Annotated in this window: 19 protein-coding genes; 14 read left to right on the top strand and 5 right to left on the bottom strand. The window is 59.8% G+C overall.

Annotated elements, in window-relative coordinates; all coding sequences use genetic code 11:
- Positions 1–127 precede the first annotated feature (127 nt).
- The 3 genes from HMPREF2857_RS07905 to HMPREF2857_RS07915 form a co-directional block, all read right to left on the bottom strand.
- A complete protein-coding gene (locus tag HMPREF2857_RS07905) occupies positions 128–1,228 on the bottom strand; it encodes a quinone-dependent dihydroorotate dehydrogenase (protein WP_016422783.1) in 1,101 nt (366 codons plus the stop codon).
- On the bottom strand, positions 1,229–2,392 hold the full coding sequence (locus HMPREF2857_RS07910) for a hypothetical protein (RefSeq protein WP_210384783.1): 1,164 nt from the start codon (positions 2,390–2,392) through the stop codon (positions 1,229–1,231).
- Between the two features lie 108 nt (positions 2,393–2,500).
- Complete coding sequence (locus HMPREF2857_RS07915) at positions 2,501–3,436, bottom strand: aldo/keto reductase (RefSeq protein WP_070643496.1); 936 nt, start codon at positions 3,434–3,436, stop codon at positions 2,501–2,503.
- A gap of 132 nt (positions 3,437–3,568) precedes the next feature.
- Here HMPREF2857_RS07915 and HMPREF2857_RS07920 point away from each other — a divergent pair, with 132 nt between their 5' ends.
- Genes HMPREF2857_RS07920 through metH form a run of 4 tightly spaced genes read left to right on the top strand, consistent with a single transcriptional unit; the run spans position 3,569 to position 9,943 of the window.
- Positions 3,569–4,450, top strand: a complete 882-nt coding sequence (locus HMPREF2857_RS07920; RefSeq protein ID WP_040361409.1) for an undecaprenyl-diphosphate phosphatase — start codon at positions 3,569–3,571, stop codon at positions 4,448–4,450.
- A gap of 18 nt (positions 4,451–4,468) precedes the next feature.
- Positions 4,469–5,824: a cysteine--1-D-myo-inosityl 2-amino-2-deoxy-alpha-D-glucopyranoside ligase gene (mshC, locus tag HMPREF2857_RS07925; RefSeq protein ID WP_069359547.1), complete on the top strand. Its 1,356-nt coding sequence runs from the start codon at positions 4,469–4,471 to the stop codon at positions 5,822–5,824.
- Positions 5,825–5,826: 2 nt separating this feature from the next.
- Positions 5,827–6,234: a hypothetical protein gene (locus tag HMPREF2857_RS07930; RefSeq protein WP_070643499.1), complete on the top strand. Its 408-nt coding sequence runs from the start codon at positions 5,827–5,829 to the stop codon at positions 6,232–6,234.
- A gap of 49 nt (positions 6,235–6,283) precedes the next feature.
- A complete protein-coding gene (metH, locus tag HMPREF2857_RS07935) occupies positions 6,284–9,943 on the top strand; it encodes a methionine synthase (RefSeq protein WP_070607768.1) in 3,660 nt (1,219 codons plus the stop codon).
- Between the two features lie 7 nt (positions 9,944–9,950).
- On the opposite strand, the gene HMPREF2857_RS07940 is transcribed toward metH, so the two are convergent.
- Positions 9,951–10,856 (bottom strand): thioesterase family protein, encoded by a 906-nt coding sequence (locus HMPREF2857_RS07940; RefSeq protein ID WP_016422790.1) that lies wholly within the window; start codon positions 10,854–10,856, stop codon positions 9,951–9,953.
- 155 nt (positions 10,857–11,011) lie between these two features.
- On the opposite strand from HMPREF2857_RS07940, the gene HMPREF2857_RS07945 reads away from it, so the two are divergent.
- The 5 genes from HMPREF2857_RS07945 to HMPREF2857_RS07965 all read left to right on the top strand — a co-directional run bounded on the left by HMPREF2857_RS07945 (position 11,012) and on the right by HMPREF2857_RS07965 (position 15,936).
- Positions 11,012–11,695, top strand: a complete 684-nt coding sequence (locus HMPREF2857_RS07945) for an HAD family hydrolase (RefSeq protein WP_083276364.1) — start codon at positions 11,012–11,014, stop codon at positions 11,693–11,695.
- 22 nt (positions 11,696–11,717) lie between these two features.
- Complete coding sequence (locus HMPREF2857_RS07950) at positions 11,718–11,981, top strand: phosphoribosyl-ATP diphosphatase (protein ID WP_005510825.1); 264 nt, start codon at positions 11,718–11,720, stop codon at positions 11,979–11,981.
- A 14-nt stretch (positions 11,982–11,995) separates the two neighbouring features.
- Positions 11,996–12,841, top strand: a complete 846-nt coding sequence (hisG, locus tag HMPREF2857_RS07955) for an ATP phosphoribosyltransferase (protein WP_016422792.1) — start codon at positions 11,996–11,998, stop codon at positions 12,839–12,841.
- 293 nt (positions 12,842–13,134) lie between these two features.
- Positions 13,135–14,583 carry an aspartate ammonia-lyase gene (gene aspA, locus HMPREF2857_RS07960; protein WP_016422793.1) on the top strand — a complete coding sequence of 483 codons (1,449 nt, stop codon included), beginning with the start codon at positions 13,135–13,137 and terminating at the stop codon, positions 14,581–14,583.
- Between the two features lie 39 nt (positions 14,584–14,622).
- Positions 14,623–15,936: an anaerobic C4-dicarboxylate transporter gene (locus tag HMPREF2857_RS07965; protein WP_070643503.1), complete on the top strand. Its 1,314-nt coding sequence runs from the start codon at positions 14,623–14,625 to the stop codon at positions 15,934–15,936.
- A 182-nt stretch (positions 15,937–16,118) separates the two neighbouring features.
- On the opposite strand, the gene HMPREF2857_RS07970 is transcribed toward HMPREF2857_RS07965, so the two are convergent.
- Entirely contained in the window at positions 16,119–17,006 is an 888-nt protein-coding gene (locus tag HMPREF2857_RS07970; RefSeq protein ID WP_049170646.1) for a RecB family exonuclease, read from the bottom strand.
- A gap of 115 nt (positions 17,007–17,121) precedes the next feature.
- Between HMPREF2857_RS07970 and HMPREF2857_RS07975 the strand changes: the two genes are divergently transcribed.
- The 5 genes from HMPREF2857_RS07975 to pafA all read left to right on the top strand — a co-directional run bounded on the left by HMPREF2857_RS07975 (position 17,122) and on the right by pafA (position 23,007).
- Positions 17,122–17,964, top strand: coding sequence for a tRNA (adenine-N1)-methyltransferase (locus HMPREF2857_RS07975; protein ID WP_005510776.1), 843 nt, complete (start codon positions 17,122–17,124; stop codon positions 17,962–17,964).
- A 109-nt stretch (positions 17,965–18,073) separates the two neighbouring features.
- Entirely contained in the window at positions 18,074–19,651 is a 1,578-nt protein-coding gene (gene arc, locus HMPREF2857_RS07980) for a proteasome ATPase (RefSeq protein WP_246819667.1), read from the top strand.
- Positions 19,644–21,221 carry a depupylase/deamidase Dop gene (gene dop, locus HMPREF2857_RS07985; RefSeq protein ID WP_070643506.1) on the top strand — a complete coding sequence of 526 codons (1,578 nt, stop codon included), beginning with the start codon at positions 19,644–19,646 and terminating at the stop codon, positions 21,219–21,221. Before arc ends, dop begins: the two co-directional genes overlap by 8 nt.
- Before the next feature lie 61 nt (positions 21,222–21,282).
- Positions 21,283–21,477: a ubiquitin-like protein Pup gene (locus tag HMPREF2857_RS07990; protein ID WP_005510795.1), complete on the top strand. Its 195-nt coding sequence runs from the start codon at positions 21,283–21,285 to the stop codon at positions 21,475–21,477.
- 69 nt (positions 21,478–21,546) lie between these two features.
- A complete protein-coding gene (pafA, locus tag HMPREF2857_RS07995; RefSeq protein ID WP_049189969.1) occupies positions 21,547–23,007 on the top strand; it encodes a Pup--protein ligase in 1,461 nt (486 codons plus the stop codon).
- Positions 23,008–23,019: the final 12 nt, after the last annotated feature.

Genomic DNA, 23,019 nt, shown 5'->3' on the forward strand with positions numbered 1-23,019 from the left:
CCACACGGGCAACTCAACCGACCGGGCACGCTACTCATACAGAAAACCCCGGGGCCAGCGCCTTCATGGCAGCTGGCCCCGGGGTCACGTGTTTATTGGGTTAGGAAGCCTCAACGGCTTTCAGCAGTTAACCACGCCACGGCAGACCACAGCCGACTGCCTCCGAAATGGAGTAGAATCCCTGAGCTCGAATCTGGCGAGCCAACCCTTGGTGAATGTCACGAATCCAGTCCGGACCGCCATAGATCAACGGTGTGTAGCCCTGCAGCAGGGAAGCGCCGTTGGCAATCCGCTCCCACGCCTGCTCAGCAGTTTCAATGCCGCCGACGCTGATGAGAACTAGTTTGTCTCCGACGCGCTCGTGCAGCAGCTTCAGCACCTCTAGTGACCGAGCTGCCACAGGAGCACCCGAGACTCCACCGGCTCCCATTTCCGCGACCTCATCCGCGGGCGTACGCAGGCCCTCGCGAGAAATGGTGGTGTTGGTAGCCACAATGCCTGCCAGCCCAAGGTCAACAGCCAGGTCAGCAACAGCGATGACATCATCGTCGGAGAGATCAGGAGCAATCTTGACTAGCACCGGCGAGTCGGTCTCCTCAGTCACCGCTGCCAGAATCGGGCGCAGTGACTCCACCGCCTGAAGGTCGCGCAGACCCGGCGTGTTCGGTGAGGAGACATTGACAACAACGTAGTCCGCCAAGCCGCCGAGCTGGCTGGCCGACTCTCGATAGTCATCGACGGCCTCTTCCAGCGGAGTCACCTTGGTCTTACCAATGTTGATACCGATGACGTCGTCACTGCGACGCGCCCGCAAGTTCTCCGCTACAGCAGCGGCGCCGGGGTTGTTGAAACCCATGCGGTTCAAAATGGCGCGGTCTTCCTTCAGACGGAACAGACGCGGGCGATCATTGCCCGGCTGCGGCTTGGCAGTCACGGTTCCCAGTTCCGCGTAGCCAAAACCAATTGGCCCCCAGCAATCCGGAGCAATAGCAGCCTTGTCGAAGCCTGCGGCGAGCCCCAGCGGACGCGGGAAGTCCACGCCGAACACGGTTTGACGCAGCACAGCATCGTCAACAACGAGTAGCTTGCTCACCGCCCGCTGTAGACTCTCCGACTTCTGCAGCCCCTTCAGGGTCTTCGAAATGGCCTCGTGAATCTGCTCCGGCGGGACCTGGAACATTGCCTTTAGCGCGAGTTGATAGGACTTGGCGCGAAGTTTCGAAGGCATCTACTTAGTCTCTCCCTCGGAGTCGTCTGCTCCCTTGGTGTCACCTGCACCGGTCGGTAGTTTATCGGCTGGTTCCCGAACCGACATCTCTTCACGGATCTTCTCTGCATCCTGCTTGAAATCAGCAATTGCCTTATCGACGTCCGCGGAGTCAAAAATCTGAGCCCCGTCACCGGTAGCCGAGAAGACACCAATCTGGCCATCCTCGGTGGCGACAACCGACTGTGGGTCTGCAACCGTGTTGATGTCCGCGACCTTGACTGGGGTACCCGAGCTGATGTCGTAGCCCGTGAGCTTGTTCACCTTCGTCGAAGTCACCCAGACAATTCCGCGCGATTCATCGACCGCTACCGCCCACGGAGCCTCCGGGGCCGGAGCTGCCTGGTGGAGGCGAATGACGTCAGTGGCAGTGTAAATAAGCAGCTGGTTGCCCTTGGTGTCTGCGGCAGCAATGACATGATCACCGGAAGCTACCTTGCCGACGCCGATACCCGCACGCAGCGCAGAGCCAGCGCGGGACTCATCGAGCTTGAGCTCATGCACCGAAGTCTCCGGACGGTTGACCTCTAACAGCTTGACGTCCGCGTCATTGTCCGCTTTGGGAATCTCAACGAGCTGCGACCCGTTATTGGCAGCCTTGAAATCACTGGCCAACTCGCCATCAGCGCCGAACACATCGACGACATTGCTATCCGCATGGGCACCGATGATGCGGCCGCCTTCCAGGCCAACTGCGGCGGAGTAGTTGGTGCCACGGCCGACAACGGCCGTTTCCGTAGCCTGGTCAGTAATGACGTGGATGCCATCTTCACACGGCAGCAGAGCGTTAGGGCCGCCCGGCGCGAGCTCACCACACTTCGCGTCCAGCTTCATTGATCGCTCAATTGGGTTATTCAGCGGACCGGCAAAAATCTTGTCCCCGGCCTTCAGGACAACTCGGTCGCCGACAAGCACGGCATCGGTAACGTCCTCATCAATCTTCTTGGCCTTCCCGATAGCAGTATCGGGAGCAGCGGGTGAAGCGGCCGGCACTGGCGTGGCGTTGCCCATTCCGGCATCGATGTCTCCTTCCACATCGGAGGAGCATCCTGCCAGGACCACTGCGCTAGCGGAAAGCCCCGCTAGAAGGGAGGTTATGACACGTCGACGACTGTTTTCACTCACGCTATAGAAACTACCACCCCGGCCTGATTACTTTGTGGACGCCTCCAGCCGTGGGAAGTTCTCGCATTCGTTGTGCCTTATAAGTCTTTATAAGAATGCGGTTACTGATTACAGCGTGACGTCGTCAAGCGCGTTGCAAATCTGCGGTGGCAGCGTGAGCTGTTCGGCGGTGAGGTTTTCGCGTAGCTGAGCGCGGTCTCGAGCGCCAACGAGGATCGAGGTGACGCCCGGCCGATCGCGTGCCCAGGAAATCGCTGCGACGGCAGCACTGACGCCGAGCCCCTTGGCTGCGGTGGTCAGCGCGCCTGCAACCGTGACGCCGCGTGTGTCGAGATAGTCCTGTACCTCTGCATCGGCGTGTTCGGAAGCAGCGCGGGAGTCCTCGGGAATGATGTGCTGGTATTTGGCGGTCAAAACGCCTTGGGCCAGTGGGGCGCCACCGATAAAGCCGAGCCCCAAATGCTCACAGGCGGGCAGCAGTTCTGCCTCAGGGCTTCGCTGGAGCAGCGAGTACTCATGCTGTGCGAACACCGGAGCGATTCGATCCGCGGCGGCATGCGTCACCGCTGCCTGCCAACCGCTGTATCCACGCACTCCGGCGTAACGTACTTTCCCCGTGCGCACAGCCCATTCCAGGGTATCGGCGACCTCTTCCGGTGGGGTCAGCCCATCCCAGTAGCCGGGCGACCACAGGTCAATGTGTTCGACGCCGAGGCGTCCGAGCGTTTCGTCGAGGTCCTTTTGCAGTGTCTTACGCGAGCAGTCCACGCGCCTGCCGACGGGCCGCTCGGGGTGTATGCCAGATGCGACCGAGAGCACCAATTCGTCGGCAACGCCGCGCTTTGCGATGACCGCACCCAGCATGTCGGCAACAGTGTCGCCGCCGTGGAGTGGGGAAGCGTCGACAAGGTTGCCTCCGGCGTCGAGGAAGTCCGTCAGGATGCGTCCGGCTTCGTCTTGCCTGGTACCCGCACCCCAGGTGGCCGTACCCAGCCCCAAGGCGGAGACGCGTAAACCGCTGTTGCCCAGAATTCGTTGTTGCACGATTTTTACTTTAGGACACCCGTGTGCGGTCGCGGGAAAAGTTCCGCGGGAGAGGTCTCGCTATCGCCGCACCGAAACCTCGCTATAGCCACAACACAAACCGGACGAGTAGCCTATACACCCGTGACTATCATGACGACACTAAGCGCCTCAGCAGATACCGCTGCCGATACCGCCGGCACCGGTATGACCTGGGCGCAGACAATCATCCTGTCCGTAGTGCAAGGTCTGACGGAATTTCTCCCGGTGAGTTCCTCGGGGCACCTTCGGATTGTCTCGGAGCTACTGTGGGGCCAGGACGCCGGCGCATCCTTCACCGCTGTGGTGCAACTTGGTACCGAATTGGCTGTGTTGGTGTTCTTCGCCAAGGACATCTGGCAGATCCTCACTGGCTGGTTTGCCGGTCTGTTCAATAAGGAAGCCCGCGGTTTCAACTACCGCATGGGCTGGATGGTGATTGTCGGTACGCTGCCGATTGCCATCATCGGCGTGCTGGGGAAGGACCTTATCCGCGATAACCTGCGCAATCTCTGGATTACAGCCGCTGTGTTGGTGCTTTTCTCCTTTGTCTTTATCGCCGCAGAGAAGTTCGGCCGTCGTGAGCGCAATTATGAAGAGCTGACCATGCGAGATGCCATCGTCATGGGTTTCGCACAGTGTCTGGCGCTCATTCCGGGTGTGTCGCGCTCGGGCGGTACGGTGTCTGCCGGCTTGTTCTTGCACTTGGACCGAGAGGTTGCAACGCGCTTTTCCTTCCTGCTGGCTATCCCCGCTGTTTTCGCTGCTGGAATTTTTTCGCTTCCAGACGCGTTTGACCCTGCGGCGGGACAGGCCGCTAGTGGTGCGCAATTGGCCATCGGTACGCTGATTGCCTTCGTCGTCGGTTATGCATCTATCGCATGGCTGCTGAAGTTTGTGTCGAACCACTCCTTCGCTTGGTTCGCCGCGTACCGCATCCCGGTCGGTTTGATTGTTATGGTGTTGCTCGGCTTCGGCACGATCAACGCTGTTTAGTGAGGTAGTGAGTATTTAATGCATTCGTGGCCCCAACCACAGGTTCCCAGTCTCGGCGATGCGCGCTTCGATGTGTTCAACCGCGCCAGCAATACAGGTAAGGCGCATTCGCTTGACGACGAAAGCTCAACATCGGTACCCCTACGCCTCTACGACACCGCGGATCAGAAGGTCTCCCAGGTGGAAGCGGGACCGGAGGCGACCATGTACGTGTGTGGCATCACACCCTATGACGCCACGCACCTGGGGCACGCAGCAACCTACCTCACCTTTGATCTGATTTACCGTCAGCTGCTGGACAATGGACACTCGGTGCATTACGTGCAGAACATCACCGATGTCGATGACCCGTTGTTCGAACGTGCGGAGCGCGATGGGGTGGACTGGCGCGAGCTGGGCACCTCGCAGATTGATTTGTTTCGCTCGGATATGGAAAACCTGTCGGTGATTCCACCGCGCGACTATATCGGCGCCATTGAGTCCGTGGGCGAGGTCGTGGAAATGGTCGAGAAGCTGCTGGAGAATGGCTCGGCCTACCAGCTCACCGATGACGAGTACCCGGATGTGTACTTCCGCAAGAGTGCCACTGAGAACTTTGGTTACGAGTCCAATTACTCGGCAGAGCAGATGGCGGAGTTCTTTGCGGAGCGCGGTGGCGACCCGGATCGCCCGGGCAAGGAGGACCCACTGGACGCGCTGGTGTGGCGTGCCGCTCGCCCCGGGGAACCAAGCTGGGAGGCTCCTTTTGGTGCGGGCCGGCCGGGTTGGCACATTGAGTGCTCGGCGATTGCCACCAACCGCCTGGGTAAGAGCTTCGACATTCAGGGCGGTGGCTCGGATCTCGCGTTCCCGCACCACGAGTTCTCGGCGGCTCACGCTGAAGCCGCTACTGGCTGTGCACGTATGGCGCGCCATTATGTTCACGCTGGCATGATTGCGCTCGATGGCGTGAAGATGTCCAAGTCGCTGGGCAACCTGGTGTTTGTCTCCAAGCTGGTGGCTGCCGGCGTCGACCCGAGTGCTATTCGTATTGGCGTGTTCGCCAGCCATTACCGCTCTGATCGCGATTGGTCGGACGAGGTGCTGGAGGCCGCCAAGGCACGTCACGAGGCCTGGCGTGCGGCTTGCGCAGCTACAAAGACTGCCACCGATGAGAAGGCTGTGAGCGCAGCAGCGGCACTGGTTGCCGATGTGCGCGCAAGCCTGGCCAATGACCTGGATACGCCGGCTGCTCTGGCCGCTATCGATGCCTGGGCTGCGGAGTGGTCCTCGGATACCAGCAACAAGGCAGATGCTGGCACAGTAACCGGCGCAGCGGGTGCCGGAGAATTCGTTGCCGCCGCGCTGGACGCACTGCTTGGCGTTAAAATTTGAGCATGAGCAACTCAGATCTGTCTGCTGTCGAAGTAACGCAAGAGAACATCGATAAGCTAGTTGCCGATTTGCGCATGTTTGCCACCGGCAGCTACCTGCAGCCCGAGGAACGCGAGTTCTGGGAGCCACTTTTTGACGAATCGGTAGCCGACCAGGTCGGGGAAGCCCTCCGTGAGGCCGCCGCTGGTATCGATCAGGCGGCGGAACTGGCCGTCGATAAGCGAGAAGAAGCCGCAACGCAGGCGGTAGAGAACTGCCTACAGCGCGTGGCTGCGATTGAGCATGAGCACGGTGGCTCGATTTTTGATGAGGAGCTCGACGAGATTCTCGCGATTATCAATTCCGCAACGAAGACTGTCGGTTTGGACCTGCCTGCGGTGAAGGCGGAAAGCTACTTTGAGATGGAATAACCAGCCCGATTAACGGCGCGGTTATGAAAGTAGACTAAGGTGTCTATTCATGACTGATCGCCACTCTTCCGAGTTCCTCACCGCACTGCACAGCCGTGTACTCATTGGCGATGGCGCCATGGGTACCCAGCTGCAGTCTTTTGACCTCGACGTTGACGCGGACTTCCTCGGCTACGAGGGCTGTAATGAGATTCTCAATGACACTCGTCCCGACATCATCGAGACGATTCACCGGCGTTATTTCGAGGCCGGCGCCGACCTGGTGGAAACCAATACCTTCGGCTGCAACTTCCCGAACCTCGCGGATTACGACATTGAAGACCGTATCCAGGAGCTAGCGCACAAGGGCACCGCAATCGCCCGCAAGGTCGCTGACGAAATGGGGCCGGGGCGCGAGGGTATGCGACGCTTTGTCCTCGGTTCGCTGGGCCCGGGCACGAAGCTGCCATCGTTGGGGCACGCTCCGTACGCTCAGCTTCGCGACGCATACACGGAGGCCGGACTCGGCATGATTTCCGGTGGCGCGGATGCGTTTTTGATTGAGACCTGTCAGGACTTGCTGCAGGTCAAGGCAGCAGTCAATGGCGTCAAGGCCGCCATGCGACAGGCTGACAAAAAGATTCCGATCGTCGTCCACGTGACCGTCGAGACCACAGGCACCATGCTGATGGGCTCGGAGATTGGTGCAGCCCTGGCAGCGCTGCAGCCGCTGGGGATCGACATGATTGGTCTGAACTGTGCAACGGGTCCGGACGAGATGAGCGAGCACCTGCGCTACCTGTCCAACTTCGCCTCCATCCCGGTATCGGTGATGCCGAATGCGGGCCTGCCAGTGCTGGGTAAGAACGGTGCGACCTACCCGCTGACCGCACCAGAGCTAGCCACAGCGCTGCGCGGCTTTGTTGAAGAGTTTGGCCTGGCGATGGTCGGTGGCTGCTGTGGTACCACACCGGAGCATGTTTCCGCTGTGCGCGATGCTATTACCGGTGCAGGCGCCTACGCCGAGCAGGGCCCTGCTGTTCAGGCAGCACGCCCATCGACGGATCCGAATGCAAAGCCAATCGATGAGGTCGCTTCTCTGTACTCGGCAACCCCGCTGACGCAGACAACCGGCATCACCATGATTGGTGAGCGCACCAACGCCAACGGTTCCAAGGCTTTCCGCGAGGCCATGCTGGCCGGCGACTGGGAGAAGTGCCTAAACACCGCCCGCGGTCAGGTCACCGATGGCGCACACATGATCGACCTGTGTGTGGACTACGTGGGGCGCGACGGTCGCGATGACATGGCAACCCTGGCATCGCAGATCGCCACCTCGGTGACGTTGCCGGTCATGCTGGACTCCACGGAACCGGAAGTTTTGAAGACTGGCCTGGAGCACCTCGGTGGTCGCTGCGCGGTCAACTCTGTGAACTTTGAAGACGGCGATGGCCCGGACTCGCGCTACCAGCGCATTATGCGCCAGGTTGTTGAGCACGGTGCTGCCGTGGTCGCTTTGACTATCGACGAAGAAGGTCAGGCGCGTACAAAGGACAAGAAGATTGAGATTGCCGAGCGTCTCATCGCCGACATCACCGGCACGTGGGGACTGCGCGAGCAGGACATTATTGTCGACTGTCTGACTTTCCCGATTTCCACTGGCCAGGAGGAAACTCGCCGCGACGGCATCGAAACCATCGAAGCCATCCGCGAACTTAAGCGTCGCCACCCGAACGTGCACACCACGCTCGGTCTGTCCAACATTTCCTTCGGTCTGAACCCGGCGGCTCGCCAGGTACTCAACTCGGTGTTCCTCAACGAGTGCATCGAGGCCGGTCTGGACTCCGCCATTGCCCACAGCTCCAAGATCTTGCCGATGAACAAGATCGACGACAAGCAGCGCGAAGTCGCTCTCGATATGGTGTACGACCGCCGTCGTGAAGCGGGGCACCCCGACGGGGAGTATGACCCACTGCAGGTATTCATGGAGCTCTTCGAAGGAGTCTCCGCCGCTGACGCGAAGGACGCCCGGGCCGAAAAGCTCGCCGCCATGCCGCTGTTCGACCGCCTGGCGCAGCGCATCATCGACGGTGAGCGCACGGGTATCGAGGCTGACCTCGATGAGGGCATGAAGGAAAAGGAACCGCTGGCGATTGTCAACGAGGACCTGCTGCGTGGCATGCAGACCGTTGGTGACCTGTTCGGTTCTGGCCAGATGCAGCTGCCATTCGTGCTGCAGTCGGCCGAGACGATGAAGGCCGCGGTGGGCTACCTCGAGGGCTTTATGGATGCCGAGGATGCCACGGGCTCCAAGGGCTCGATTGTGCTGGCCACGGTGAAGGGCGATGTCCACGACATCGGCAAGAACCTGGTGGAGATTATTCTCTCCAACAACGGCTACACCGTGCATAACCTGGGCATTAAGCAGCCAATCGCTACGATTCTGTCCGCCGCCAAGGAACTGGATGTCGACGCCATCGGCATGTCCGGCCTGCTGGTGAAGTCCACTGTGGTGATGAAGGACAACCTGCTGGAGATCAACTCCGCCGGCGATGCCACCCGCTTCCCAGTACTGCTCGGCGGCGCCGCGCTGACGCGTAGCTACGTGGAAGACGACCTGTCCGAGCTCTACCACGGCGATGTCTACTACGGCAGGGATGCCTTCGAAGGACTGCGCATCATGGACGAGCTGATGGCAGCTAAGAAGGGCCTCGGCCCAGACGAGAATTCGCCAGAGGCCATTGCTGCCCGCGAGAAGAAGGAAGCTCGCCGCGCCCGCCGTGAGCGCTCCAAGCGCATCGCCGCGCAGCGCGCCGCCAAGGCTGCTGCTGAAGCCCCCGAGGTGCCGGAGCGTTCCGATGTCGCCGCTGATGTCCCCGTTGCGACACCGCCGTTCTGGGGAACCCGCATTGTCAAGGGCCTGCCCCTCGACGACTACCTGACCACCCTCGACGAACGCGCTCTGTTCATGGGGCAGTGGGGACTGCGCGGCACCCGCGGCGACGAGGGGCCGAGTTACGAGGAACTGGTCGAATCCGATGGTCGTCCACGCCTGCGCGCATGGCTGCAGCGCCTGCGCGCCGAGAACATCCTCCAGCATGCGGCTGTCGTCTATGGCTACTTCCCAGCAGTTTCTGAGGGCGATACCGTACACGTACTGCCGCTACCTGCGGAAGGGGAGCAGCCCGACCCCGCGGCAGAGCCAGTGGTGTCCTGGACCTTCCCGCGCCAGCAGCGTGGTCGCTTCCTATGCATTGCTGACTTCATTCGCTCGCGCGAAGATGCCATCGCCGCAGGACAGACCGACGTCATGCCGTTCCAGCTGGTGACCATGGGACAGCCCATCGCTGACTTCGCCAACGATATTTACGCCAAGAACGAATACCGCGACTACCTGGAGGTTCACGGTATCGGCGTGCAGCTCACCGAGGCGCTGGCCGAGTACTGGCACCAGCGCATTCGCTCCGAGCTCGCGTTCTCCGACGGCACAAGTGTTGGCGCGGAAGACTCCGACGATACCCAGGACTTCTTTGACCTGAAGTACCGTGGCGCTCGTTACTCCTTCGGCTATGGTTCCTGCCCGGATCTGACCTTCCGTCAGGGCATGATTGACCTGCTGCAGCCGGAGCGCATCGGCGTGGAGCTCTCTGAGGAGCTCCAGCTGCACCCAGAGCAGTCCACCGATGCGTTCGTGCTCTACCACCCGGAAGCGAAGTACTTTAACGTGTAGCTTCGCGCTATCCCTGCGGTCGCACCAGCAAGGTCTGCATGCTGCGGCCGATGGGGCCGTGCACATCGTAGAGCTCGCCCGCGGTCATGCCGATTCCGTCCGGCCCAATGGAACCGCGGGCGGCGATGCCCACCCAGCCGCCGTCTTCCGACTGCAACTCCGATTCCGCCGACTTCTCCGAGGCGCCGAGCTGGGGGAGTCGGTGCAGGTGAACCACTAAGTCGGTATTCATAAACGCCCACTGGTGCGGGCTCAGCGTGGCCCCGATACCGTTGGCGGTATCAGCTACCTGCATGACTCGCTCCACCGCAGTCGGCTCCTCCCCGAGCACGATTGGGTACTGCGCGCGAACCCAGTGAATTTGCGTCTCGGCCAGCTCTTCCGTCGCGCCGGCGCGGGCTTCAATTGATTCGATGTAGCCGCCACTCCAATCGTCGGTAAGCGGAATGTACTCGGCGCTGCATTCCTCGGGCCCGGGCACCTGCTTGTCGAATGCACGCTCAATATCCCGCGTATCCGCAGTGGCCATCATCCATGCGGACGCGGTGGCAACTGGTCGCCAGGCACCCTTGACGTCGGCAAGCAATTCGGCTTCGACCTTGGCGATCTGCCGCCCCGGGCGCGAGACCCATGAGCGCGCGCGGAGCTCCGTGTACGGTACAGCCGACAACAGATCCACGGCGATGCGAGTAATACGCATCCCCTCGCTTTCCAGACGGCGGCGCTCCAACATGCGCGTCAGCAGCGCCGACGGCGGCGCACCGTGCTGAAACGGCCCCCACGCCCCATAAGTGAAGCTGGTGGGCATGAAGCGCTCGTAGCTGAGCTCGCCTTCGGTGACCGTCCCTAGCGGAATGAAATATGCCTCGGGTTGGTCGATAGCCTGGGCGAGCGAATCTTCAGTGGTTGTCATAGCGAGTCGATGCCTTTCATTCACGCGGGACACGTTCATGCGGTGGTTTCATGCAGCACCGCAACATACTTTCCTTCCTGAAACTCTAAACCTTCATCCGACGGTTTTGCTGACATAATCGCTAAATGCTTGATTGCCTGGCATAGTCGCATGGTGTGAAAGCAATTTTGTGGGACATGGACGGCAGCCTCATCAACACGGAACCTCTGTGGGAGATTGCCACGTACGACCTCTCGGAATTCGTAGGCCGCCGCCTGACTCCGGAGTTGCGCATGCAGTGCGTCGGCAACACGCTCTGGGACACGCTGTCGATTTGTGCTGATCATGCGGGACGCACGCTTGACGACGAGCTGTTTGCCTCGGGCTCCCAATTCGTCGAAGGTCGCTTCACTGAATTGGTTCTAGAACATGGGGTGGAGTGGCGCCCGGGTGTGCCGGCGATTTTGGACCAGGCCCGGGCTGCTGACATTCCGGTGGTGTTGGTGACCAATACCCGTCGGCACGTGGCGCAACCCTGCATTGATGTCATGGGGGAGCAGCACTTCGCCGCAACAGTGTGTAGCGATGAGGTGGCCAACGGCAAACCGGCACCGGATCCGTACTTGCGTGGCGCAGAGCTAGCCGGATTTGCGCCAGAGGACTGCCTGGCTATCGAAGATTCCTCAACGGGGGTGCGCTCTGCACTCGCTGCGGGATGCACGGTGGTGTGGAATCCAATGCCGGATGTGAGCGTTTCGCAGGCTGATGTGGGGACGTTAGTACCCCCGGCGCGCTTCATTTCGGGCAATTTGGATACCTCGAATTTGGGCTTTTTGCGGGCTGCTTTCGCGGGCGAGTAGACGACATGGAACAATAGACCGGGTGAAGAACTTTGATGACCTGTTTGCAGAGCTGAAGGAAAAAGCACAGTCGCGCCCCGAGGGATCGGGCACAGTCAAGGCGCTGGACGCTGGTGTGCATTTCCAGGGCAAGAAAATTGTCGAAGAGGCCGGTGAGGTCTGGCTTGCAGCTGAGCACGAATCTGACGAAGCCCTCGCAGAGGAGATTTCGCAGCTGTTGTACTGGCTGCAGGTGGTCATGGTCGGTCGCGGGCTGAGCCCCGAGGATGTTTACAAGTACCTGTAGGAGAAATCAACACCATGCTGCGTATTGCCGTGCCCAACAAGGGATCGCTGTCCGAGGCGGCAGTCGAAATCCTGAAGGAAGCTGGCTACCCGGGTCGAGGCGACTCCAAGAGCCTGACCATCCACGACGAAGCCAACGACATTGAGTTTTTCTTCCTCCGCCCGAAGGATATTCCCATCTACGTTGGCAACGGCCATCTGGATTTGGGCATCACCGGCCGCGACCTGGCCGCTGACTCGCTGGCTCCGGTCGATGAGGTTCTGAATCTGGGCTTCGGCGCCTCGACCTTCCGCTACGCCGCTCCGGCCGATGAGGAGTGGACCGTAGAAGCTCTGGAGGGCAAGCGCATTGCCACCTCGTACCCGAACCTGGTGCGCGAGGATCTGAAGGCTCGTGGCATTAACGCCACCGTCATTCGCCTTGATGGTGCAGTGGAGATTTCCATCCGCTTGGGAGTTGCCGACGTAATCGCCGATGTTGTCTCCACCGGTCGTACCCTGCGCAAGCAGGGATTGAAGCCATTCGGCGATGTTTTGGTCAGCTCTGAGGCAGTTGTTGTCGGACGCAAGGGCGTAGAGGTCACCGAGGAGCAGCAGGTGTTCCTACGTCGCATGACCGGCATTCTGCATGCCAAGACGTACTTGATGATTGACTACAACATCCGTGCGTCCGCGCTGGAAGAGGCATCCAAGCTCACCCCGGGGCTGTCCGGCCCGACCGTGTCGCCGCTGGCTAACGAGGATTGGGTAGCAGTTCGCGCGCTAGTTCCGAAGGCAGAGGCCAACCCGCTCATGGACGCACTGGCAAAGATTGGTGCCGAGGCGATCTTGGCTTCGAATATCCGTATCGCGCGTATTTAGTGGAGACGTGACCTGCTCGAGGGGTGAGGGGGCGTGCCGTCTCAAGTAGGGGCCCATTTCGAGATGGATCCCCATCTCGAGCGGGGAACTGACCAATGCATTTTCACTCCCACCTACGTCGACGTAAGTAGTAGGCTTGGCACTGAGCATGCGCACGGCGTTAGCCGTACTGACATAGTCCCCTTATGCCGGAAAAGCGGCAGTTGCGCCAGCGCTGTAGTTTTGACGGTGTAACCGCAGCGCCACGAATTGTGGTTCATAAGACTGCGCCTACGAGAAGGGATTGCTTCCACATGTCCGCAACACGTACCGAGGTCGACCTGCTTGGCTCTATGGAGGTTCCGGCAGAGGCTTACTACGGCATCCACACCCTGCGCGCAATCGACAACTACCAAATCTCAGCCAAGACCATCAACGACGTGCCCGAATTCATTCGTGGCATGGTGATGGTAAAGAAGGCCACGGCCATTGCCAACCAGCGCGTCCACACGCTGCCCAGCGATGTTGCAGACATCATCGTCGCCGCATGTGATGAAATCCTGGAAAAGGGACGCTGCATGGATCAGTTTCCAATCGATGTCTTCCAGGGTGGAGCTGGCACCAGTCTCAACATGAACACCAACGAGGTCATCGCTAACCTCGCTCTAGAACTGCTCGGCCTGGAAAAGGGCCGATACGACGTCATTCACCCCAACGATGATGTCAACCAGTGCCAGTCAACCAACGATGCCTACCCAACAGGTTTCCGTCTTGCCATCCACATGTCGCTGCTGAGCCTGCAGAAGCACTTCGACTCCCTGGTTGAGGCTCTACACGCCAAGGGTGATGAATTCAACGACATCATCACAATGGGGCGCACGCAGCTGCAGGATGCCGTTCCCATGACCCTGGGACAGGCTTTCCACGCATTTGCCCACAACCTTGAGGAAGAGCAGGAGTCCATCGCAACTGCGTCGGCACGCCTGCTGCAAATCAACCTGGGAGCAACCGCTATCGGTACCGGTGTAAATGCGCCGGCAGGCTACCGCGAGGCCGTGACCCAGGCGCTGCGTGAGGTCAGTGGCTTTAAGGTGACCTCTGCGAAGGACCTAATCGAAGCCACCAGCGATACCGGCGCCTACGTCAGCGTGCATGCATCCCTGAAGCGCGCGGCCATGAAGATTTCCAAGATGTGCAACGACCTGCGCCTGCTGGCATCGGGTCCACGAGCCGGACTGAATGAAATCAACCTTCCGGAGCGCGCCGCTGGGTCTTCGATTATGCCGGCAAAGGTTAACCCGGTAATCCCAGAGGTCGCGAACCAGGCCTGCTTCAAGGTCTTCGGCAACGACGTGACCCTGACCTGGGCAGCCGAGGCTGGCCAGTTGCAGCTAAACGTGATGGAGCCTGTCATCGGCGCATGCCTCTTCGAGTCGATTGAACTGCTGCGCAGTGCTACCGACACTCTGCGCGACAAGTGCATTACCGGCATCACCGCTAACCCGGAAGTTTGCCGCGGCTATGTGGAAAACTCCATCGGTATCGTGACCTACCTGAATCCGGTCATTGGCCACCACGAGGGCGATATGATTGGCAAGGAAGCCGCTCGCACTGGCCGCTCCGTCCGGGACATTGTCCTCGAACGCGGGCTGATGGACGAGAAGGAGCTCAACCAGGTCCTGAGCACCGAGAACCTCATGCACCCGGAATACCGGGGGAAGCGCTACGTGGCAGGGGAGTCTCGCCTCGACGATTTGTCCTAAGCGGCAACAAGTCTAACGAGTGACTTTTCGGAGATACACATGTTAGTTGCCGTCCAAATCTCTATCGTTCTAGCAGCGATCCTCCTTGGCGCGCGTCTTGGTTCAATTGCTATCGGGTTCGCCGGTGGGCTGGGCGTTTTGGCGCTGGGCATCACCGGGGTTCCGGTCACCAAAGACGACATTCCGTTCGATGTCATCGGCATCATTATGTCGGTAATCGCGGCAATTGCCGCTATGCAGAAGGCCGGAGGCATGGACTATCTCGTCCACATTGCCGAACGGTTGCTGCGCAAGAATCCGCGACACATCACCTACTGGGCCCCGGTTGTCACCTACCTGATGACACTGCTCGCCGGCACCGGCCACACCGCATTTTCCACCCTCCCAGTTATCGCCGAAGTATCCAAGGAGGGAGGCGTTCGCCCGTCCCGCCCGCTGTCCGTGGCGGTCATCGCATCTCAGTTGGCGATTACGGCATCACCCATTTCAGCGGCTGTGGTGCTGATGGCTTCGCTCATGGAACCCCGCGGCGTTGGTTATCTCACACTCCTGGCGATTATCATTCCTTCGACGTTCCTCGCCATCCTTCCGACCGCCTTTGTCACGAATCACCTAGGCAAAGAGCTTGACGACGATCCGGAGTATCAAAGCCGCTTGGAAAAGGGGTTAGTCTCCAAGCCACGTGGCCAGATGAGCGAATACGTGCCAACCAAGTCGGCCAAGTGGTCCGTGGCGATTTTCCTACTCTCGATTCTCGCGGTGATGGTCTACGCGACCATCAGCACTGAACAGGTCGGCCTCATCGCTGACCCCACGCTCCCACGAAACGAGGCGATCATGTCAATCATGTTGACCGCTGCCACCGTTATCGTGCTGGCCTGCAAGTTGGACGCGGCAACCATTTTGAACACACCGGTGTTCAAATCGGGCATGTCCGCCAGCGTCTGCGTTCTCGGTGTGGCGTGGCTGGGAACCACAATTATCAACCACTACATCGACGACATTAAGGCCGCGTCCGGCAGCCTACTGACCACAATGCCGTGGATGCTGGCAATCGTGCTCTTCTTCGCGGCCGCATTGCTGTACTCGCAGGCGGCCACGGCAAAGGCCATCATGCCCGCTGCACTCGCGGTGGGAGTTTCTCCCATCACTGCGATTGCTTCCTTCGCAGCGACTTCCGCGCTATTCGTACTGCCTACTTACCCGACGCTCCTTGCCGCGGTGGAGATGGACGACACTGGCACAACCCGAATTGGCAAATACGTGTTTAACCACTCGTTCATCATCCCAGGCACTTTATGTATTGCCCTGTCCGTCGCGTTCGGTTTCGCCTTCGGCAGCGCACTGCTGTAGTGGGGGGGGGCTACCTAGAACACCGCATAGAGAAACTGACTAGGTTTATGACAAAATCGAAGCTGTGAATTCCATTCACCTGTCATAAACCTAGTCAGTAACTTTTACTGGCACCGTTACCGCCGACGGCGGCACCCCGCGAAAGCTAACATCGCCGCGAGAGCCACCGCCATCCGCAGTTTTTACTCAGTGCCGCCATCACCGACAGCACCCGGCCAACCGGGGTACTCCGGTGTGACCCCGCCATAGGCAGGGCACATCTCCTGGAAAGAACACCACCCGCAGAGCTTGGACTTCTTCGGTACAAAGTCACCGTTTTCACCGTCGCGCACGATCGCCGACCACAAGTCAGCAATCTCCGCTTGGAAGGCCTCTAATTCTGTCGCGTTGGGACTCAGCACCAGGTCATCGGCGACCTTCAGGTACATCAACCGCAGCTGTTCCGGGATACGACCGGTGAGCCGCCACCACACCAGTGCGTAAAACCGCATCTGGAAGAGTGCCTCATCCTGGAAGCGAGGAGAGGGCTTCTTGCCCGTCTTGTAGTCGACAATCCGGACCTCACCGGTCGGGGCAATATCGACGCGGTCGATAAAACCACGAAGTGGCACCGACAACGGCACAGTCTGATCTGCATCCGGATCGATAACCAGCTGAACGAACTTTTCCATCTCGGCCGCATCGAAGCCCATGGGGTTTTCCATCATGAAATAACCCTTGAGCAGTCCGCGGCATTCGACCAGGAAGTCGTAGTAATCATCCTCCGGAACTAGCTCAATCAGTTCCTCGTCCTTTGCACGCATGTCCTCCCAGGTCGGCTTCAAACGCTTCACCGCTGCGGGGTAAGTGCGTTCTTCACGGGGCCAGGCATGCATCTGTTCGAGCACAGCATGTACCAACGTGCCCTTGACCTGCGCGACAGTCGACGGCTCCGGAATCTTGTCAATCGCACGGAACCGGTACTTCAGCGGGCACTGGCGGTAGTCATTAGCTCTCGACGGCGACAGCGCCAACTTAGAGCGGCGGGAAGGCTGAACAGCTGACTTAGAACTTTGGGCATTGTCGGGCATACTAGCCAGGTTAGAGTACCGCCCGGATTTGGCTGCACCCGACACAACCCGACCCAACCAAACCGAACCAGACCCAACCCGACCCAACCAAACCCCAAAAGGAGCCCACACACCTATGGCATTGAGCGGACCATTCCAGGTCGGCGACCGAGTCCAGCTGACTGACTCGAAGAATCGCCACTTCACCGTCATCCTCGAGGAGGGTGGCAAGTTCTTCACCCATCGCGGCACCATCCTCCACGACGACCTCATCGGCGCCAAGGAAGGCACCACCGTCACCTCCGGCGAAGGCACCGTCTACCTGGCCATGCGTCACTTGCTGGTCGATTACGTCCTGTCCATGCCGCGCGGTGCTGCGGTGATTTACCCGAAGGATGCTGCACAGATCATCGTCGAGGGCGACATCTTCCCAGGTGCGCGCGTGTTGGAGGCCGGCGCTGGCTCCGGCGCGCTCAGCCTCAACCTGCTCCGCGCCATCGGCGCTGACGGGCAGCTTATTTCCTACGAGGTCCGCGAGGACCACATCGAGCACGCGGAACGCAACGTTGTCGACTTCATGGGTCACAAGCCCGACAACTGGGACTTGCGCCTGGGCGATCTCAACGAGGCCTCCGTCGAGTCGCTCGGCGGCCCGGTCGACCGAGTCATTCTGGACATGCTCGCTCCATGGGAATGCCTGGACACCGTTTCGAAGGTGCTTCAGCCTGGCGGCGTGCTCATGGTCTATGTCGCCACTGTTCCGCAGCTAATGAAAGTCATGGAGGGCATCCGCGCGCAGAAGTGCTTCACCGAACCACGCGCCTGGGAATCCCTGGTCCGCGACTGGAATGTTCAGGATCTCTCCGTCCGCCCGGCGCACCGTATGCAGGCACATACCGCATTCCTGGTGTGGGCACGCAGGCTTGCCGACGGCACGGTGCCTCCGCGCCCACAGCGACGAAATCAAAAGAAGCTCTAGACCCGCCGCTTCGCGCTGGGAGGTGTAGCCGTCGTAAAGCGTGATGCGACACACGGTCTAAATCGACCAAGCAACAACGGCATCTGGCCCTATGGGTAATCTGGGATACATGACAACGCCGTCTGACAAAATCCGTGATCTTGAGCAGAAGAACTACAACCTCGGCATTCGAAATAATCGCCTGGTTGAGCTGTTGCGGGACTCCCGTAACAAGCTAGAGCTACTGCGCCAAGACATGGAGGACATGCTGGAGCCGCCTAGCACGTACGGTATTTTCCTTAAGCCGGGGCCAGAGAAAGGCACCGCAGAGGTTTTTACCGGAAATCGACGGATGCGCCTGCGGGTGCAGCCGGAGATTAATGAGCGGGCGCTTCGTCCGGGCGCGCAGGTGCGCCTGAATGAGGGCTCGATAATCGTGGAGGACTGCGGTTATCCGGAAAGCGGCGACATCGCCAATGTTCGTGAGGTGCTGCCGGATCGGGAACGCATTTTGGCCTCGGATACTCACGGTGAGGAATTCGTGGTGTCTCTGGCGGGGGATCTGTCGCCGAAGCCGGGGGACTCGGTGATGATTGACCGCAAGTCGGGCTATGCGTTTGAGGTCATTCCGAAATCCGAGGTGGAAAACCTGGTGCTGGAAGAGGTACCGGATGTCACCTACACGGATATCGGTGGTCTGGATAGCCAGATTGAGCAGATTCACGACGCCGTGGAGATGCCGTTCCTGCAGCCAGAACTGTTTGAGCAGTACAACCTGCGTCCACCGAAGGGTGTGCTGCTCTACGGCCCTCCCGGCAATGGTAAGACGCTGATCGCCAAGGCTGTGGCTAATTCGTTGGCGCACAAGATTGCGCTATCCCGGGGTAAGACCGAGGCGGAGGCGCAGCGGGCGCAGTCGTACTTCTTAAATGTCAAGGGCCCGGAGCTGCTGAACAAGTTCGTGGGTGAGACGGAGCGTCAGATTCGCCTGATTTTTGACCGCGCTCGCGACATTGCCGAGGATGGCAAGCCGGTTATTGTCTTCTTCGATGAGATGGACTCGATTTTCCGCACTCGTGGTTCGGGCATCTCCTCGGATATGGAAAACACAGTGGTCCCGCAGCTGCTCAGTGAACTTGACGGTGTGGAGGGGCTGGAAAACGTCATCGTGATTGGTGCCACCAACCGCGAGGAGATGATTGACCCGGCAATTCTGCGCCCGGGACGCCTGGATGTGAAGATCCGCATTGAGCGCCCGAATGAGGCTGCGGCGAAGGATATCTTCCGCAAGTATTTAACCCCTGAGCTGCCGTATAACGCAGCCGAGGTGGAAGCGCGCGGTGGGGTGGAGCAGAATGTCGCACACCTCATTGACCAGGTTGTTGAGCGGATGTACGCCAAGACGGAAGAAAACGAGTACGTGCGGATTCGCTATGCCGATGGCACCAGCGAAGTTATGTACTACCGCGATTTCAACTCCGGCGCGATGATTTCCAACATCGTCGACCGTGCGAAGAAGTCCGCCATCAAGTCGGTTATCGCTGGCGGCGAGGCTGGTATTAGCTTGGATCACCTGCTGTCTGCAGTGGCGGAGGAGTTCGCGCAGAACGAGGACCTGCCAAACACCTCGAACCCGGATGAGTGGGCTCGCATCTCCGGTCGTCCAGCGGCGCGCGTTGCCTCTGTCGAGGTGATTCGTCATGGCTAATTCCGCCGCCAGTTCTGCACAGCCGAACCGCTTCTTCGGCACGGAGATTGAGTACGGCATTTCCAGCCCGGACAACCCGGATGTCAGCCCGATTCTCACCTCCACGCAGGCCGTGCTCGCTTTCGCGCACGAGCAGGAGGAGGGCCTGTCGGGGCGCATCCGCTGGGACTACGCACCAGAGTCGCCACTGCGCGACAGCCGTGGTTTCGACCTGCGCCGTTACCACCAGCCACCGATTGTTGACCCGAATGCCGTCGGCGCTGCAAACCTGCTGGTGCAAAATGGTGCTCGCTTCTACGTCGATCACGCGCACCCGGAGTACTCCTCACCGGAAACGGCAACTGCCCGCGAGGTGGTTATCGCTGACCGCGCAGGTGACAAGATTATGCTGCGCGCAGCTCAGCTTGCCGCCGAAGCCACCGATGCCGAGGGCAATCCAGGTCCGACGCTGAAGCTCTACCGCAACAACGTCGATGGCAAGGGCGCCTCGTATGGCGCCCACGAGAACTACCTTTTCTCCCGAGAAACTGAGTTCGATGACATTGTCGCCGGTCTGACGCCGTTTTTCGTCACTCGCCAGGTGTTCACGGGCGCTGGTCGCGTAGGTCTGGGGCAAACGGGGCAGGAGTCGGGTTTCCAGATTTCGCAGCGCGCGGACTACATCGAGACTGAGGTCTCGCTGGAGACCACTTTGAACCGCGGCATCATCAACACCCGCGATGAACCACACGCCGACTCCAATCGCTTCCGCCGCCTGCACGTCATCATCGGGGATGCCAACATGAGTGAGGTCGCCACCTTCCTCAAGCTGGGCACCACAGGTTTGGTCATCGACGCCATCGAGGACGGCGTGCGTTTCGACGATTTGCAACTCCGCAACCCCGTCGAGGCCGTCCATAAGGTCTCCCGAGACCTGACCTGCACCGAGAAGCTGCAGCTGGCAGACCATGTCACTTGGATGTCCGCAGTGGAAATGCAGTACGAGTACCTGCGTCGCGTGGAGAGCTACGACCAGCAGGGCGACGTCGTCAAGCTCTGGCGTGAAGTGCTCGACGTGCTTTCCGACGACCCCCGCAAGGCAGCCCACCTGCTGGATTGGGTGGCGAAGTACAACCTCATGGAGGGCCTGCGTACCCGCCTAGGCGCGGGCTGGGACCACCCGAAGTTGGCGTTGATTGATATTCAGTACTCGGATATTGACCCTGCTCGTGGGCTGTACCATGCGCTGGTGCGCCGCGGTTCGATGCGCACACTCGTGACCGAGGAAGAAGTCGACCGTGCGGTTGAATACGCACCGGAGTCTACGCGTGCGTATGTACGCGGTGGCATTCTGCGCCGCTTTGGCAAGGATGTCGTCGCGGGCAGTTGGACCAGCTTGGTGGTGGACACCGCGGGGGTGTATCGGAGCACTCGTGACGTGGAGTCGCCTGGAATTACGCTGGCCTACATTACGCTGGATGAAGTTGACCGTTTCACTGCCGCAGAATGCGGTGACGTGTTGGAGTCTGCGGAGACAGTGGCCAAGGTGGTTGAGCATCTGCGTACTCTCGGGGCTATCCGCGAACAATAGGCACACATAGTGCAGTAATAGAGCAGTAATACTCAAAAGTTCATTTTTAAGGAGCAATATCATGGCTGGTAACACTCAGGTTTTCGGTGGCGGTTCCGGCGGAGGCGACGAGGAAGAGTTCGGCGAGGTCGCTGGCGGCGGTCAGGCTCAGGAGCACGTTGCAGCTGCTGACGACCTGCTGGATGAAATTGATGGTCTGCTGGAGAACAACGCCGAGGAGTTCGTGCGCTCGTATGTCCAGAAGGGTGGACAGTAAAAAGTGACTGACCAGCAGGTAGGGCAGCAGGAACCGGAAGCAACGCCGACACCGGTACCGGCGCAGGCGTTGACCCGACGCATCACCGGTATCGAGACCGAGTTCGGCATCACTCTGACGCTGGATGGCTCGCGCCGCCTGGGGCCGGATGAGATTGCCCGCTACATGTTCCGCCCGGTGATCGCTAAGTACGGGGCAACCAACATTTTCACCCCCAATGCTGGTCGTATGTACCTCGATGTCGGAAGCCACCCGGAGTACGCCACCGCTGAGTGCGATTCGGTCTCGCAGCTGGTAGCGTACGACCGCTCGGGCGAGGTCATCTTGAATGAACTCGCTGAAAAGGCTGAAGCAGAGCTTGCCGACGAGGGCATCGGTGGCAAGGTCTACCTGCTGAAGAACAACGTTGATACCGTCGGTAACTCCTACGGTTGTCACGAAAACTACCTGGTTGGACGTGAACTGGGACTGAAGTCCCTGTCCAAGCTGCTGCTACCTTTCTTGGTTACGCGACAGCTCATCTGTGGGGCGGGGAAGATTTTCCTGCCGTACCCAACCTCGCCGTATCACAACGATCCGATTCAGTACTGCTTCTCGCAGCGCGCGGATCATGTGTGGGAGGGCGTCTCCAGTGCAACGACGCGCTCCCGGCCGATTATTAACACTCGCGATGAGCCACACGCGGACTCCAACCGATTCCGCCGCTTGCACGTCATCGTGGGCGACTCCAACATGAGTGAGACGACGACTGCGCTCAAAATTGGCTCCACTCAGCTGGTACTGGAGATGATTGAAGCCGGCGTGAAGTTGCCGGACTTCGAAGTCGCCAACGAAATCAAGTCCATCCGTGCGGTGAGCCGCGATATGACTGGCAAGGCCGAGATTCCACTGCGAAGTGGCGAAACTGCCACCGCGCTGCAGATTCAGCGCGAGTTCCTGGACGCTGCGACGGAGTGGCTGAAGGTCCGCGAAGAAAACATGGTCAACGAGGACAAGGGCATTGCCGGTGCCGGCACGTCCAACGAAGAAATGAGCCGCATTGTCGAGCTGTGGGGTCGCGCGCTCGATGCCGTGGAAACCGGTGACTGGTCTCTCATTGAGCACGACATTGACTGGGCCATTAAGTACTCGCTCATGAAGCGCTACCTGGACCGCGGTCTAACGCTGGAGGACCCCAAGCTTCATCAGATCGACTTGGCCTACCACGACATCCGTCCCGGCCGAGGCATCTTCCGCGCGCTGGAAGCCCGTGGTATTGCCTCGCGGTGGATTACCGATGAGCAGGTCGCTGAGGCAGTCCGCATCGCACCGCCAACTACTCGTGCGAAGCTGCGCGGTGATTTCCTCGTTGCAGCCGAAGACTCCAGTTTGAAGACCGTAGTGGACTGGACACACCTGAAGATCTCCGGCGACGATCCCATCTCCACTATGCTCGGCGACCCCTTTGCCACGGAAAACGATGAGGTCAATGAGATGATCGAGATTCTGACGGCCGCGAAGAAGACCTCGGATACGGATTCGAATAACTAGTTCCGTCCCCGG

It is taken from the genome of Corynebacterium sp. HMSC076C10 (assembly GCF_001812455.1).
In the GTDB taxonomy this organism is placed as follows: Bacteria; Actinomycetota; Actinomycetes; order Mycobacteriales; family Mycobacteriaceae; genus Corynebacterium; species Corynebacterium jeikeium_D.